Consider the following 13,638-nt stretch of genomic DNA (forward strand, 5'->3'; position numbering starts at 1 on the left):
ATATCGCTTCCTTGTCGTGGCCTGCTTTATTTGATGAGGTAGCGCTCGGCGTCACCATGCTTGAACTCGAGCCCGCAACCGGGCCGCGACAGGTCCGGCTCCATCTGGCCGTCGCGCAACCGCGGCGCACCGTCGAACAGCATGGCTTCGATCCGGGCGTGGTCATGGAACCACTCCTGATGGCGCAAGCGCGGCGCCGCGCACGCGACGTGCAGATGCAACGCTGGTGCGCAATGCGCGGACAGCGGCACGTGATACGCGTCGCACAGCGCGGCGGCCTGCAGGAAGCCGGTGATGCCGCCGCAACGGCTCGCGTCGGCCTGCAGCACGTCGACGGCCCCCGCCGCGAGCAGGTGGCGGAAGTCGTCGAGCGTGTAGCCGTATTCGCCGGCGGCGATCTCGATGCCGGCCGGCACGCGCTCGCGTACGCCGCGCAGGCCCGCTTCGTCGTCCGAAGACACGGGCTCCTCGAACCAGCTCACCTGGTGCTCGGCGAAACGTTGCGCGTAGTACAGCGCCCGTTGCGGCGTGAACGCGCCGTTCGCGTCGACGAACAGGCCCGCGCCGCCGATCGCCGCGCGCGCCGCCGCGACGCGCGCCGGGTCCTTGTCCGGCTCGCTGCCGATTTTCATCTTTACCCACCGGCAGCCGTCCTGCGCGACCCAGCCGGCGAACTGCTGCTGCAAGCGCTGGTTCGTATACGTGGTGAAGCCGCCGCTGCCGTAAGCCGGCACGGCCGGGCGCAACGCGCCGAGCAGCCCGACGAGCGGCACGCCGAGCAGCTTCGCCTTCAGGTCCCACAGCGCACAGTCGATTGCCGAAATGGCTGTCGCGGCCAGTCCCGCGCGGCCGAGATTGCGCACCTGGCGTTGCAACCGTTGCCAATGCGCGCCGACGTCCAATCCGTCGTGATTCAGCACGCAGGCGGCGAGCGCGCCCTGGATCAGCGCGACGATGCAGGCATCGCTGTACGTGTAGCCGATGCCGGTGTCGCCGCCCGCGTCGACCTCGACGACGACCAGCGTGGTCGCGTCCCACGCGAACGTGCCGTCGGCCTCCGGCGCGTCGGTCGGAATGCGGTACGCGCTCGCGCGCAGCGCGCTCACGGGCGCTTGCGACGAGCCCCCGCTCGTGGCGCCGCGCTTCATCGACGCGCTCCTTGCGCGCACGCGTGACGCCCTTCATTGATGCAACAGCCAACGGTCCCCGACATTCCGGTCCCCAGGTGGTAGTGAGACGAAGCTGCCTGCTGCGTCGCAAGTACCGTTCCGCACTATTGCAATCCGTAAAGCGGGCCGCGCTGGAGCACACTTCGCGTTGCCGCCAACGCCATTCGCGCGCGCGCCCACCGTTTCGACGAGCATGGCAAACCCGCCCGGCTCGTCACAGTCGGCCAAACGGCCTATGTCGTCTGGCGGAGGCGACTTGGGCTCGCGCGTGGCGTAAAATACGCGCTTTCCCGAAAAACTCGCCAACATGACGCTCGCCTCCACCCAAGAGATCATTGCCGAACTGAAAGCCGGCCGGATGGTGATCCTCGTCGACGAAGAAGACCGCGAGAACGAGGGCGACCTCGTGATCGCCGCCGAGTTTGTCACTCCGGAAGCGATCAATTTCATGGCTCGCTACGGCCGCGGCCTGATCTGCCTGACGCTGACCCAGGATCGCTGCCAGCAACTGAACCTGCCGCTGATGACCTACCGCAACGGCACGCAGTACGGCACCGCGTTCACGGTCAGCATCGAAGCGGCCGAAGGCGTGACGACCGGCATCTCGGCGGCCGACCGGGCCCGCACGATCGCGGCCGCGGTTGCGCCGGACGCCAAGGCCGAGCACATCGTGCAGCCGGGCCATATCTTCCCGATCATGGCGCAGCCGGGCGGCGTGCTGGTGCGCGCCGGCCATACCGAGGCCGGCTGCGACTTCACGAGGCTCGCGGGCCTCACGCCTGCCGCGGTGATCTGCGAAGTGATCAAGGACGACGGCACGATGGCGCGTCTGCCGGACCTGCTCGAGTTCGGCAAGGAGCACGGCCTGAAGACCGGCACGATCGCCGATCTGATTCACTATCGCAGCCGCACCGAGTCGATCGTCGAGCGTGTTTGCGAACGTACGATGCAAACCGCGCACGGCGCGTTCCGCGCGGTCATGTATCTCGATCAGCCGAGCGGCCAGCCGCACATCGCGCTGGTGCGCGGCACGCCGATGCCCGATCGCGACACGCCGGTGCGCGTGCACGAGCCGCTGTCGGTGCTGGATCTGCTCGAAGTCGGCGAATCCACCCATTCGTGGACGCTGGACGCGGCCATCCAGGAAATCGCAGAACGCGATCTCGGCGTGGTCGTACTGCTGAACTGCGGCGACTCGAAAGACCATCTGATCGACGTCTTCAAGGCGTTCGACTCGAAGGAAAAAGCGGACGCGCTGAAGCGCCGGCCGGTCGACTTCAAGACCTACGGCATCGGCGCGCAGATTCTGCGCGAACTCGGCGTCGGCAAGATGCAGGTGCTGTCGAACCCACGCAAGCTCGGCAGCATGTCGGGTTATGGTCTCGAAGTCACGGGCTTCATTCCGATGCCCGGCAGCAAAACGCAAGCCCCGCAACTCTGATTCGGCCACTCACGCGCCTCGCGCCCACTCAAACACTACGGAATTCATATGGAAATCGGACAATACCAACCGAATCTCGACGGCGACGGACTGCGCATCGGCATCGTCCAGGCGCGCTTTAACGAACCCGTCTGCAACGGCCTCGCCGACTCCTGCATCGAAGAACTCGAACGCCTCGGCGTGACCGGCGAAGACGTGCTGCTCGTCACGGTGCCGGGCGCGCTGGAAATCCCGCTCGCGCTGCAAAAGCTCGCGGAAAGCGCGCAATTCGACGCGCTGATCGCGCTCGGCGCGGTGATCCGCGGCGAGACCTACCACTTCGAGCTGGTTTCGAACGAAAGCGGCGCGGGCATCACGCGCATCGGCCTCGACTTCGGCATTCCGGTCGCGAACGCGGTGCTGACCACCGAGAACGACGAGCAAGCCGTCGCGCGCATGACCGAGAAGGGTCGCGACGCCGCGCGCGTGGCTGTCGAAATGGCGAACCTCGCGGTCGCGCTCGAGCAGCTCGGCGGCGATGACGACGAAGATGAAGACGAAGACGACGAGGAAGAGGCATGAAGAGCGCACGCCGACGCTCCCGCGAACTGGCCACGCAGGGGCTTTACCAGTGGCTGCTGTCGGGCTCGCCCGGCGATGAGATCGACGCGCAACTACGCGGCGCGCAAGGTTACGACAAGGCCGATCACGAGCACCTGGACGCGATCCTGAATGGCGTGATGCGCGATTCCGAAGCACTTTCCGCCGCGATCGCGCCGTGCCTCGACCGTCCGATCGATCAACTGTCGCCGGTCGAACGCGCGGTGCTGCTGGTCGCCGCGTTCGAACTGAAGAATCACGTCGACATTCCGTATCGCGTGGTCATCAACGAAGCGGTCGAGCTGACCAAGACGTTCGGCGGCTCGGACGGCTACAAGTACGTGAACGGCGTGCTCGACAAGCTCTCGGCGCAACTGCGCGCCACCGAGACGCAGGCGGCTCGCAAGAGCTGAGCGCGGCGCCGGTGGGGCCATGCCGCGCATCGGCTCCCTGCCACGTCGCACTGCACAGGGCGAAGCACCTCGATCGCCCGCAAGGACGGCGCTGCGCGCATCGATGAACGCATCATTTGATGGGTAGGCGCCGTCCTGCTTCTGAACTGGACTGACCGTATGAACTCCGTGACCGAACCTCTCGTGCGGCTTGCCGCGCGCGTCGATGCCATCCAGCCCTTCTACGTGATGGAACTGGCCAAGGAGGCCGTGCTGCTCGAACGCGCGGGGCGCGACATCATTCACATGGGCATCGGCGAGCCGGATTTCACGGCGCCCGAGCCGGTCATCGAGGCGGCCGCGAGCGCGCTGCGCCGCGGCGTCACGCAGTACACCAGCGCGCTCGGCGTGCACGCGCTGCGCGATGCGATTTCCGCGCATTACGCCGAGTTCTACGGCATCGACGTCGATCCGGCGCGGATCGTGGTGACCGCGGGCGCATCGGCCGCGCTCTTGCTGGCGTGCGCGGCGCTCGTCGATCGCGACGACGAAGTATTGATGCCCGACCCGTGCTATCCGTGCAACCGCCATTTCGTGATCGCCGCCGAAGGCAAGCCGGTGATGGTGCCGAGCGGGCCGGCCGAGCGCTTCCAGCTGACCGCCGCCGACGTCGAACGCCTGTGGGGCGAGCGCACCCGCGGCGTGCTGCTCGCGTCGCCGTCGAATCCGACCGGCACGTCGATCGAGCCGGCCGAACTCGAGCGCATCGTCAAGGCCGTGCGCGCGCGCGGCGGCTTCACGATCGTCGACGAAATCTACCAGGGCCTCAGCTACGACGCCAAGCCGGTGTCGGCGCTGTCGTTCGGCGACGACGTGGTCACCGTCAACAGCTTCTCGAAGTACTTCAACATGACCGGCTGGCGCCTCGGCTGGCTCGTCGTGCCGCCCGCGATGGTCAGCGCGTTCGAAAAGCTCGCGCAGAACCTGTTCATCTGCGCGTCGGCGCTCGCGCAGCACGCGGCGCTCGCCTGTTTCGAGCCGGAGACGATCGCGATCTACGAAGCGCGGCGCCTCGAATTCAAGCGACGCCGCGACTTCATCGCGCCGGCGCTCGAATCGCTCGGCTTCTCCGTGCCGGTGATGCCGGACGGCGCGTTCTACGTGTACGCGGACTGCCGTGGCGTCGCGCATCCGGCGGCCGGCGACAGCGCGGCGCTCACGAAGGCGATGCTGCACGATGCCGGGGTCGTGCTGGTGCCGGGCATGGACTTCGGCACGCACGCGCCGAAGGACTACATCCGGCTGTCGTATGCGACCGCGTATCCAAAGCTCGAAGAGGCGGTCGAGCGGCTGGCAAAGCTGTTCGGGCGGCATTGACGCATCGGGATTGATTCGGCAGCAACCGGCCTGCCAGACGCAAAAAAGGACACCCGAGGGTGTCCTTGTTTTCATGCGGCACGGCAACGTCTAACTCAAGCCCCCAGCTCCGACGCCGACGCCACGTGGCGCGTCGTCGAATTGACGTTCGCGTCGTCCTGATCGGCCGGCTGCGTGTGCACCGCCGACGTCGCCGGGCTCAGCGCGTGACCGCCTTGCAGCGTCACCTGAACGCGCTTGCCGTTGCCACCACTCGTCGCCGCGGCTGGCGCCGGCGTGGCCGACGCGGTCAGCACCGGAGCTTGCGGCGCATTGATCGGCACCTTACGGCCGCGCGCGACGTCGCGCAGACGACCGCGCTCGGCCATCACCTTCGCGCCGTACCCGCCGTCATCCGGCGTGGTCGAGCCGACGTACAGACGCAGGCCGCCCGGCAGCGAGCCGCCACGCGCGATGCAATCCTTCAGCACGAGCGCGCCGACCTTGATGTTCGCGAGCGGTTCGAGCGCCGCGCGTTGGCCGCCGAAATACTGGAATTTGTCCGAATGCACCTTGGACATCACCTGCATCAGGCCCTGCGCGCCGACGCCGCTCTCGGCGTACGGATTGAAGCCCGATTCGATCGCCATCACTGACAGCAGCAGCAGCGGATCGAGGCCGACTTCGCGGCCGGTGTCGAACGCGGCTTTGACGAGCTCGCCGACGGGCTCCTGAGCGACGCGATAACGCCGCGCGAGGTACGACGCGACCAGGTCCTGCTCGTGGCTCGACACGAGCACGCGGTCATCGCGTGCATCGGCGGACACGCGCTGCTGCGGAATCAGACGTGCGAGCGCGCTGACGCTCTGCATCGTGCGCGGATCGAGGCCGTTGAGCGCGGTGGCGCTCGTGCCCGACGTGCCGGCGCCGTCGAACGCGCCGTCGAAGCCGGTGGTGGCCGCGGTGAGGGTCATGCTGCCGTCGTTCGAGCCATCGGTGGGACTCGGCGTGGTCAGCGTGTTCGGCGAATTGGCCGACAGCGATTCGTCGGAGGATGCGTCGGCGTTTCTGGTCGGTCCGATGGCGGGCAGCGGATTGCCTTGCAGCAGGCGGGCGGGGCCCGCTTGCACGGCGGCGGAAATGACCGGCATCAGACGCGCGGCGAGCGCGCCGCGCCAGGTCGGCATCAGCCACAGTGCGAGAGCCAGCACCACGGCGATCCCGCCGACAATGCTGAACAGGTGATGACTCAGTCGCGTCCCGCTGCGCAGCGCACCGCGCACAACCTGCGCAATACGCTCATCGGGACGCCACGATAACCAGGCGTTCATTCAGATCTCCCATCTTGCATGATCCGCGAACTCCGCCGGGACAAATCAGGCGGTACGGCGCGCTCGCAGAGTCAAGACATCGCGTGCTCTCTGGTTGGGCAGCAGCGACGTCGGGAAAACGGCAACATATACCGTTTTGGGAGCCATCTCAAAAACAGCCCACACATACTCGATGTGTATCGGGCTTGGCTCCCACGCGAAAAACCAGCGTTGGTGGACGCTGGTGAGGGACTTCAATAATGCCGTTCTACCCTGCAGGGAAGCAAAACGGTGACGCGTTGCGTCTGAGGACCGGGGGCGACGGTAAAAAGGTTAACGCCCTGCAACCAATGTGGACGGATTCTATGCACGGTTTTATAGATCGTCAACACTATAGAATCTAAGAATTATAACTATTTGTAATTATGAACAGTGTTCAGTCACCCGAGAACCGCGCTCAATGCGCGTTTCGGGCGATCCGACCCTGGCTGTTTGGACTAGACCATTTGGTTGATCTACGTGCGGTGGCTAACGCAGGTAAAATCGACAATCGTTTTTTGCGTCAGATAGGTACCAACGCCGTTCGTCCTGCCTCCCCGTCCTATGCGCCGTGCATGCGGCCCTGAACCGTCACAGATGAAATACAAAGACTTACGCGATTTCATCGGCCGCCTCGAGGCGATCGGTGAATTGCGCCGAATTTCGCAAAAAGTGTCGCCGAATCTCGAAATGACCGAACTTTGCGACCGTGTGCTCCGCGCGGGCGGCCCGGCTCTGTTGTTCGAGAACACCGAGCGGCACGCGTTCCCGGTGCTCGGCAATCTGTTCGGCACGCCGCGCCGCGTCGCGCTTGGCATGGGCATCGATGCCGAAGCGGGCGCGGGCGACCAGGCGGCGCTCGAATCGCTGCGCGATGTCGGTCGGCTACTCTCCGCGTTGAAGGAACCCGAGCCGCCGAAAGGGCTCAAGGACGCCGGCAAGCTGCTGTCGCTAGCGAAGGCCGTGTGGGACATGGCGCCGAAGACGGTCAACGCACCGCCCTGCCAGGAAATCGTCTGGGAAGGCAATGACGTCGACCTTGCCAGATTGCCCATTCAGACCTGCTGGCCCGGCGATGCCGGGCCGTTGATCACCTGGGGACTGACCGTCACGAAAGGGCCGAACAAGAGTCGACAAAACCTGGGTATCTATCGCCAGCAACTGATCGGGCGTAACAAGCTGATCATGCGCTGGCTGGCGCATCGCGGCGGCGCGCTCGATTTTCGTGAGTTCGCGCTTAAAAATCCCGGCAAGCCGTATCCGGTGGCCGTCGTGCTCGGTGCGGACCCGGCGACGATTCTCGGCGCGGTCACGCCGGTACCCGACACGCTGTCCGAATACCAGTTCGCCGGCCTTCTGCGCGGCGGGCGCACCGAGCTCGCGAAATGCGTCACACCGGGCGTCGACGGTCTGCAGGTCCCCGCGCGCGCCGAGATCGTGCTCGAGGGCTTCATCTATCCGCAGGAAGGCGCACCCTCGCCCGCCCCGGCCGGCGCACCGCCGCGTCCGTCGAAGGGTGCGTCGGCCACGTACGAACACGCGCTCGAAGGCCCGTATGGCGATCACACCGGCTACTACAACGAACAGGAGTGGTTCCCGGTCTTCACGGTCGAGCGCATCACGATGCGCCGCGACGCGATCTATCACTCCACCTACACCGGCAGACCGCCCGACGAGCCGGCGGTGCTCGGCGTCGCGCTGAACGAAGTGTTCGTACCGCTGCTGCAGAAGCAGTTCACCGAGATCACGGACTTCTATCTGCCGCCCGAAGGCTGCAGTTACCGCATGGCGATCGTGCAAATGAAGAAGAGCTACCCCGGCCACGCGAAACGCGTGATGTTCGGCGTGTGGAGCTTCCTGCGGCAGTTCATGTATACGAAGTTCATCGTCGTCGTCGATGAGGACGTCAATATCCGGGACTGGAAGGAAGTGATCTGGGCGATTACCACGCGAGTGGACCCGACGCGCGACACGGTGCTCGTCGACCGCACGCCGATCGACTATCTCGATTTCGCGTCGCCGATAGCCGGGCTCGGCTCGAAGATGGGGCTCGACGCAACCAACAAGTGGCCGGGCGAAACCGACCGCGAATGGGGCCGCCCGATCGTGATGGACGACGCAGTCAAACAGCGTATCGATAGCTTGTGGAACGAGTTGGGCCTCGGCCTGTAACGCGCGCGGGACAACACAATCAATAACGGATGGAGCGCTCGCGCGGATGCACGTTTTTTCAATGATGTCGGACGGCTTTTTTCTGTCCTTGTCGCTGTGCCTCGATATCGGTCTCGTCAACGTCGCGATCATTTCGCTGACGCTGTCACACGGCTTCCGGCCGGGCTTCTGGCTCGGCCTCGGCTCGTGCGTCGGCGATCTCATTTACGCGACGCTCGCGCTCGCGGGCATGGCCGCGCTGCTGCAGTTCGAATCGGTGCGCTGGGTCGTATGGATCGGCGGCGCGGCGACACTCCTGTTTCTCACCTGGAAGATGGCGCGTGAAGCGATGTTCCCGGCCACGGCGCAAGCTGTTGCCGGCGAAGGCGACGCGGCTGCGCCGCATCAGTCGGCATGGCGCGGGTTTCTGCGCGGCGTGCTGCTCGCGGTGTCGTCGCCGTCGGCGATCCTGTGGTTCGCGGCGGTCGGCGGCGCGCTGATCGCGAAGGCCGGCGCAACGAGCCCGACAACCGCGCTGATCTTCCTCGGCGGATTCTTTCTGGGCGGCCTGTGCTGGACGCTTTTCATCTGCGGGCTCGGCAGCCAGGGACGCAAGCGCGCGGGCGCCGGTCTGCTGCGCGCGTGTCACGTTCTGTCGGCGCTGCTGTTCGCCTATTTCTCATACAGCGTGATCGTCAACGGGTATCGCGATCTGATCGTGCAGAGCACCGCGCAAGTGGCAAGCTGAAGCGGCTCGCGAACAAAAAAACGGCTCGCATCGGCGAGCCGTTTTTCTTCATGCGACTCGACGTGAGCCGCTCATGCGAGGTACTGCGCGAGCTTCGGCAGATCGACATTGCCACCGCTCACCACCACGCCGACGCGCTTGCCCTTCACCGGCACGACGCCGTTCAGCACCGCCGCCGCCGCTAGACAACCAGTCGGTTCGACGACGATCTTCATGCGCTGCGCGAAAAAGCGCATCGTCTCGATCAGTTGCGCATCGCTGACCGTTTCGATTCGCGCGACCAGCTGGCGGATGACCGCGAACGTGTAGTGGCCCAGATGCGTCGAGGCGGCGCCATCGGCAATCGTGCGCGGCGCGTCGATATGAACGATCTCGCCGCGTGCGAGCGACTGCTGGCCGTCGTTGCCCGCCTCGGGCTCGATGCCGATCACTGTGCAGGCAGGGCTCAGCGCGGCCGCCGACAATGCGCTGCCGCTGATCAACCCGCCGCCGCCAAGGCACACGAACAACATGTCGAGCGGGCCGGTTTCGTCGATCAGTTCTTTGACCGCGGTGCCCTGGCCGGCGATCACGTGCGGATGATCGTACGGCGGGATCAGCGTCATGCCGCGCTCTTCGGCGAGCCGGCGGCCGATTTCCTCGCGATTTTCCTTGTAGCGGTCGTAGGTGATCACTTCGCCGCCGTAGCCTTTGGTCGCGGCGACTTTGGCCTCCGGTGCGTCGTGCGGCATCACGATCGTCGCGTGAATGCCGGCGAGGCGCGCCGACAGCGCGATCGCCTGCGCGTGATTGCCCGACGAATAGGTCAGCACGCCCGCCTTGCGCTGCTCCGCGTCGAAATGCGAAATCGCGTTGTATGCGCCGCGGAACTTGAACGCGCCCATGCGCTGGAAGTTTTCGCACTTGAAGAACACCGACGCGCCAGTGCGCTCGTCGAACGTGCTCGATGTCAGAACGGGGGTGCGGTGCGCGACGCCTTCGAGACGCGCGGCGGCGTCGAGGACATCATCGAAGGTGGGAGCGGGAAGCGCTTGCATCGGCGAAACTCTCCTGGAGCGGTGGCGAAGCAGCCATTCTCCCAGCTTCCTCGATGCTTTGGAACGGCGCTCGCGCGAGCGCGCGACACCAGCCAGGAACGCTGCGGACAGCAAAAACCAGCGACACAAAAAGAAACGACGTAACCCGGCACAAGCCGGCGTTACGCCGTCGACGTTCCCACGCGCGTCAAGCGCGCCCGCGCTTCTTAATGACGATGGTACGAGTGCCCGTAGCCTCGATAGTAGCCATGGTAGCCGTGGTAGTAGCCACGATAGTAAGGGCGGCCATAGCCGTAATAGCCTCCGACCACCACCGGAGCCGGTGCGAACACAACCGGCGGCGCGTACACCGGCGGAGGCGGTGGGGCGTAATAAACAGGCGGCGGCGCCGCATAGACCGGATAGGCCGGCGCGATCGGCACCCCAAGGCCGATACCGACGGAAACACCTGCCTCAGCGGCCCCGGCAAGTCCCAAGCCGAGTGCGGCTGCAACGACAAACGGAACGATCTTTTTCACTTCTATTCTCCTAGCGCGGCCTGCCAAGGTCGCCGACTGCGCATGCCTTGCATGCTGTGAAATCAATGTATCTAAAAAGCCCCAGCCGAAATGTTCGCATTTGTTGCAAATTGCAAGGGCGAGCCGAAGCGTTTTGCCGAGCGCGGCGCGAGCGCGCCTACGCGCCGCCGCGACCTGAGCGAAATCAGCCGGGAATCAAGGGGTTGCACGCGGGCGACGAGCCGCGCGTCACAGGTCTGATCGAGCGCGGAGGTTTGAGTTCGCGCATCGGTAATCTTTAATTACAAATTCGCTTCAATCCTGACAGCCGGAAGAAAATTCCCCACAAAAAATGCCCGGCTCAATTGCTCGAGGCCGGGCATTTTGTCACCTGCGAAGACCGCGCGACTAGCCGACCTTCACGTACACGAATTCGCGGGACACGTTGGGCGGCACGTATGCGCCGCTGATCCGCACGCGCGGCGTAAGGCGCTTCTTCTGATCCCACCAGCGACGGCGCTGGGCGCGCGTCAGGAACCGCAAGTGCTTTCGGTAAGAAAAAATACTCATCTCGACCCTCCCGAATTTCCGACTGCGAACGAAGTACGTAAAATACGACTGCCAAACCGGCTCATCGACCACTGTTCCTGTCACGTACGATTGTGAGCAGTTTTCACAACCGTGGGCGTCACGCCACCCGATGACCGACCGTTGGCGCCATATCGCCCGCAAACTCATCCGACGACCGCTGTCGAACCGTGCACAAGGGGCCGGATCGCGGCCGCGCTTCGCCGGATGCGAGATACTGCTGCTTTCCCGTTCACACGATCCGTCTGGAGCAGGTGACCATGTCCCAGTCTTCCTTGCCGCGCGTCGGCTTCATCGGCGCGGGGCGGCTCGCGCGTTGTCTCGCGCTCGCGTTTGCGCGCGCCGGCTATCCGGTCACCGCGGTGGCGAGCCGCTCGGCCGATTCCGCGCGCCGGCTCGCCGACCAGATCGCACACTGCGCGGCCACTGACGACCCGCAACAGGCCGTCGACGCCGCCGATATCGTTTTTTTAGCCGTTCCTGACGACAGCATCGGTACGACAGCGCACACACTCCGCTTAGGAGGCGATGCGGCAAGCCACCCCGGCAAAGCGCTCGTGCACTGCAGCGGCGCCTCGCCGGTCGAACTGCTCGCGCCAGCGCGCGATCAGGGCGCGGCGATCGGCGGCTTTCATCCGTTGTATCTATTTAGCGGCGAGCTCGCCGATCTCGAGCGTATCGTCGGCTGCTCGGTGACGATCGAAGCCGACGGCGAACTGAAGGAGACGCTGACCGCGCTCGCGCTCGCGCTGCGCTGCCATCCGCTGTCGATTCCGCCGGGCGGCCGCATGCTGTATCACGCCGCCGCGCACTACGCGGCGAGCTTCGCGCTCTGCAGCCTAGCCGAATGCGTGGCGTTGTGGCGCACGCTCGGCTTCGCCGAAGACGACGCGCTGCGCGCGCTGCTGCCGATGCTCGCCGGCACGATCGAAACCGCGCGCGACAAAGGCCTGCCGAACGCGCTCGCGGGGCCGGTATCGCGCGGCGACACGGGCGTCGTCGAGAAGCAGCTCGCGCTGCTCGAAGGCTTCGGCGGCGACCATGCCGCGCTGTATGGTCTGCTGACGCGCCGCGCGGTCAACCTCGCCCGACGTCGCGCAACGCCGGCCGCGACGATTGAAGCGATCTCCGAAGCTGTGGAAGAATCGCTGGGCCGCTCGCTGAATCAGGCCGCGGCAGGTGCAAGCGTCAAGTAAGCCGTGATAATGTGACGTCCGGCACGCCGGGCGAACCACGCGACGACCCGCGCCGCGCTTAGGACCAACAGACGAGAACGCACAATGATCAAGGTCAGCATCCTCTACCCGTACCGGGAAAACGGCCGTTTCGACATGGACTACTACTGCGCGACCCATATGCCGCTCGCGGCGAAGCTGTTCGGGCCGGCGCTGAAAGGCTGGTCGGTCGACGCGGGCCTGAACGCCGGGCCGCCCGGCACGCCACCGCCTTACGTGGCCGCGGGACACTTCCTGTTCGATAGCGCGGACGACTTCTATAAAGTGTTCAAGCCCGCGTCCGAGCAACTATTAGCGGATATCCCGAACTACACCGACGGCGGCAACGGCACAATCCTGATCAGCGAGGTCCGGATTTCCGTGTGATGCCGGACAGACAGCCATCGGGAGGCGGCGCGCAATGACGTCGAACCTCCGGTTGGCTAACCGGGTAAATCCAGAAAACCGCCGGCACGCACCGATCGGGCGACGCCGGCAGCCCGCGGCCGGTCGGCGGCCGTCATCAGAAGCATAAGGACACGAGATGTTTGGCGATATCGCCCGTTTTCTGCTCAATACCGTTTTCACGCTGTTTGGCGCCGCGCTGCTGTTGCGCGCGTGGCTGCAGGTTGTGCGCCTGCCGCCGTACAACCCGGTCTCGAACGCCGTGCTGCAGGCGACCAACTGGATCGTGCTGCCGCTGCGGCGCATCCTGCCGAGCACGCGCAACATCGACTGGGCGAGCGTGGCCGCAACGCTGATCGCCGCGATCATCTACGTCGTCCTGATGATCGTGCTGACGGGCGCGGATCCGCTGACGCTCGTGCCGACGATGCTGATCGTCGCGGTGCTCACCGCGATCAAGTGGGCGCTCAATCTGATCATCTGGATGACGATCCTGATGGCGCTGCTGTCGTGGCTCAATCCGCGTTCGCCCGCGATGCCGATTCTGTATCAGCTGACCGCGCCGTTTCTGAATCCGTTGCGTCGCGTGCTGCCAAAATTCGGCGGTATCGATCTGTCGCCGATCCTGCTGTTCGTGATCGTGCAGGTGCTGCAGATGGTCGTCACGCGCGCGGCGGTTCAGCTGACTTATTTTGTGATCTGAGCTGATTGC

At 65.2% G+C, this 13,638-nt stretch carries 14 protein-coding genes; 9 read left to right on the top strand and 5 right to left on the bottom strand.

The window, feature by feature from the left end; all coding sequences use genetic code 11:
• Positions 1-26: 26 nt before the first annotated feature.
• Positions 27-1,148 (bottom strand): enolase C-terminal domain-like protein, encoded by a 1,122-nt coding sequence (locus tag F6X39_RS15095; protein WP_187617185.1) that lies wholly within the window; start codon positions 1,146-1,148, stop codon positions 27-29.
• Between the two features lie 328 nt (positions 1,149-1,476).
• Here F6X39_RS15095 and ribBA point away from each other — a divergent pair, with 328 nt between their 5' ends.
• The 4 genes from ribBA to F6X39_RS15115 all read left to right on the top strand — a co-directional run bounded on the left by ribBA (position 1,477) and on the right by F6X39_RS15115 (position 4,958).
• Positions 1,477-2,610 (top strand): bifunctional 3,4-dihydroxy-2-butanone-4-phosphate synthase/GTP cyclohydrolase II, encoded by a 1,134-nt coding sequence (ribBA, locus tag F6X39_RS15100; protein WP_184023248.1) that lies wholly within the window; start codon positions 1,477-1,479, stop codon positions 2,608-2,610.
• Between the two features lie 48 nt (positions 2,611-2,658).
• Positions 2,659-3,171 (top strand): 6,7-dimethyl-8-ribityllumazine synthase, encoded by a 513-nt coding sequence (gene ribH / locus F6X39_RS15105; protein WP_013090228.1) that lies wholly within the window; start codon positions 2,659-2,661, stop codon positions 3,169-3,171.
• Positions 3,168-3,602 carry a transcription antitermination factor NusB gene (nusB, locus tag F6X39_RS15110; protein WP_187617186.1) on the top strand — a complete coding sequence of 145 codons (435 nt, stop codon included), beginning with the start codon at positions 3,168-3,170 and terminating at the stop codon, positions 3,600-3,602. The genes ribH and nusB overlap by 4 nt, the downstream gene beginning before the upstream one ends.
• A gap of 159 nt (positions 3,603-3,761) precedes the next feature.
• Positions 3,762-4,958, top strand: a complete 1,197-nt coding sequence (locus F6X39_RS15115; RefSeq protein WP_184058097.1) for a pyridoxal phosphate-dependent aminotransferase — start codon at positions 3,762-3,764, stop codon at positions 4,956-4,958.
• A 95-nt stretch (positions 4,959-5,053) separates the two neighbouring features.
• On the opposite strand, the gene F6X39_RS15120 is transcribed toward F6X39_RS15115, so the two are convergent.
• Positions 5,054-6,268 (bottom strand): transglycosylase SLT domain-containing protein, encoded by a 1,215-nt coding sequence (locus tag F6X39_RS15120; protein ID WP_187617187.1) that lies wholly within the window; start codon positions 6,266-6,268, stop codon positions 5,054-5,056.
• Positions 6,269-6,883: 615 nt separating this feature from the next.
• Here F6X39_RS15120 and F6X39_RS15125 point away from each other — a divergent pair.
• Together F6X39_RS15125 and F6X39_RS15130 are read left to right on the top strand one after the other, a co-directional pair.
• A complete protein-coding gene (locus F6X39_RS15125) occupies positions 6,884-8,458 on the top strand; it encodes a UbiD family decarboxylase (RefSeq protein WP_187617188.1) in 1,575 nt (524 codons plus the stop codon).
• 46 nt (positions 8,459-8,504) lie between these two features.
• On the top strand, positions 8,505-9,185 hold the full coding sequence (locus F6X39_RS15130) for a LysE family translocator (RefSeq protein WP_187617189.1): 681 nt from the start codon (positions 8,505-8,507) through the stop codon (positions 9,183-9,185).
• A gap of 71 nt (positions 9,186-9,256) precedes the next feature.
• Here F6X39_RS15130 and F6X39_RS15135 read toward each other — a convergent pair whose 3' ends face one another.
• The 3 genes from F6X39_RS15135 to F6X39_RS15145 all read right to left on the bottom strand — a co-directional run bounded on the left by F6X39_RS15135 (position 9,257) and on the right by F6X39_RS15145 (position 11,289).
• Positions 9,257-10,222 (bottom strand): threo-3-hydroxy-L-aspartate ammonia-lyase, encoded by a 966-nt coding sequence (locus F6X39_RS15135; protein ID WP_187617190.1) that lies wholly within the window; start codon positions 10,220-10,222, stop codon positions 9,257-9,259.
• A 206-nt stretch (positions 10,223-10,428) separates the two neighbouring features.
• A complete protein-coding gene (locus F6X39_RS15140) occupies positions 10,429-10,740 on the bottom strand; it encodes a hypothetical protein (RefSeq protein ID WP_187617191.1) in 312 nt (103 codons plus the stop codon).
• 387 nt (positions 10,741-11,127) lie between these two features.
• Positions 11,128-11,289 (bottom strand): hypothetical protein, encoded by a 162-nt coding sequence (locus F6X39_RS15145; protein ID WP_167368604.1) that lies wholly within the window; start codon positions 11,287-11,289, stop codon positions 11,128-11,130.
• Between the two features lie 278 nt (positions 11,290-11,567).
• On the opposite strand from F6X39_RS15145, the gene F6X39_RS15150 reads away from it, so the two are divergent.
• The 3 genes from F6X39_RS15150 (at position 11,568) to F6X39_RS15160 (ending at position 13,629) form a co-directional block, all read left to right on the top strand.
• Complete coding sequence (locus F6X39_RS15150) at positions 11,568-12,503, top strand: Rossmann-like and DUF2520 domain-containing protein (RefSeq protein WP_187617192.1); 936 nt, start codon at positions 11,568-11,570, stop codon at positions 12,501-12,503.
• An 84-nt stretch (positions 12,504-12,587) separates the two neighbouring features.
• Positions 12,588-12,908: an EthD family reductase gene (locus F6X39_RS15155; protein ID WP_090801500.1), complete on the top strand. Its 321-nt coding sequence runs from the start codon at positions 12,588-12,590 to the stop codon at positions 12,906-12,908.
• A gap of 157 nt (positions 12,909-13,065) precedes the next feature.
• Entirely contained in the window at positions 13,066-13,629 is a 564-nt protein-coding gene (locus tag F6X39_RS15160) for a YggT family protein (RefSeq protein ID WP_187617193.1), read from the top strand.
• The last annotated feature ends 9 nt before the right edge of the window (positions 13,630-13,638 follow it).

It is taken from the genome of Paraburkholderia sp. UCT2 (assembly GCF_014397665.1).
GTDB lineage: Bacteria > Pseudomonadota > Gammaproteobacteria > Burkholderiales > Burkholderiaceae > Paraburkholderia > Paraburkholderia tuberum.

Bases quoted from the DNA above. Each gene is read 5' to 3' on its own strand.
- F6X39_RS15095 (WP_187617185.1), bottom strand. From the start codon at position 1,148: ATGAAGCGCGGCGCCACGAGCGGGGGCTCGTCGCAAGCGCCCGTGAGC.
- ribBA (WP_184023248.1), top strand. From the start codon at position 1,477: ATGACGCTCGCCTCCACCCAAGAGATCATTGCCGAACTGAAAGCCGGC.
- ribH (WP_013090228.1), top strand. From the start codon at position 2,659: ATGGAAATCGGACAATACCAACCGAATCTCGACGGCGACGGACTGCGC.
- nusB (WP_187617186.1), top strand. From the start codon at position 3,168: ATGAAGAGCGCACGCCGACGCTCCCGCGAACTGGCCACGCAGGGGCTT.
- F6X39_RS15115 (WP_184058097.1), top strand. From the start codon at position 3,762: ATGAACTCCGTGACCGAACCTCTCGTGCGGCTTGCCGCGCGCGTCGAT.
- F6X39_RS15120 (WP_187617187.1), bottom strand. From the start codon at position 6,268: ATGAACGCCTGGTTATCGTGGCGTCCCGATGAGCGTATTGCGCAGGTT.
- F6X39_RS15125 (WP_187617188.1), top strand. From the start codon at position 6,884: ATGAAATACAAAGACTTACGCGATTTCATCGGCCGCCTCGAGGCGATC.
- F6X39_RS15130 (WP_187617189.1), top strand. From the start codon at position 8,505: ATGCACGTTTTTTCAATGATGTCGGACGGCTTTTTTCTGTCCTTGTCG.
- F6X39_RS15135 (WP_187617190.1), bottom strand. From the start codon at position 10,222: ATGCAAGCGCTTCCCGCTCCCACCTTCGATGATGTCCTCGACGCCGCC.
- F6X39_RS15145 (WP_167368604.1), bottom strand. From the start codon at position 11,289: ATGAGTATTTTTTCTTACCGAAAGCACTTGCGGTTCCTGACGCGCGCC.
- F6X39_RS15150 (WP_187617192.1), top strand. From the start codon at position 11,568: ATGTCCCAGTCTTCCTTGCCGCGCGTCGGCTTCATCGGCGCGGGGCGG.
- F6X39_RS15155 (WP_090801500.1), top strand. From the start codon at position 12,588: ATGATCAAGGTCAGCATCCTCTACCCGTACCGGGAAAACGGCCGTTTC.
- F6X39_RS15160 (WP_187617193.1), top strand. From the start codon at position 13,066: ATGTTTGGCGATATCGCCCGTTTTCTGCTCAATACCGTTTTCACGCTG.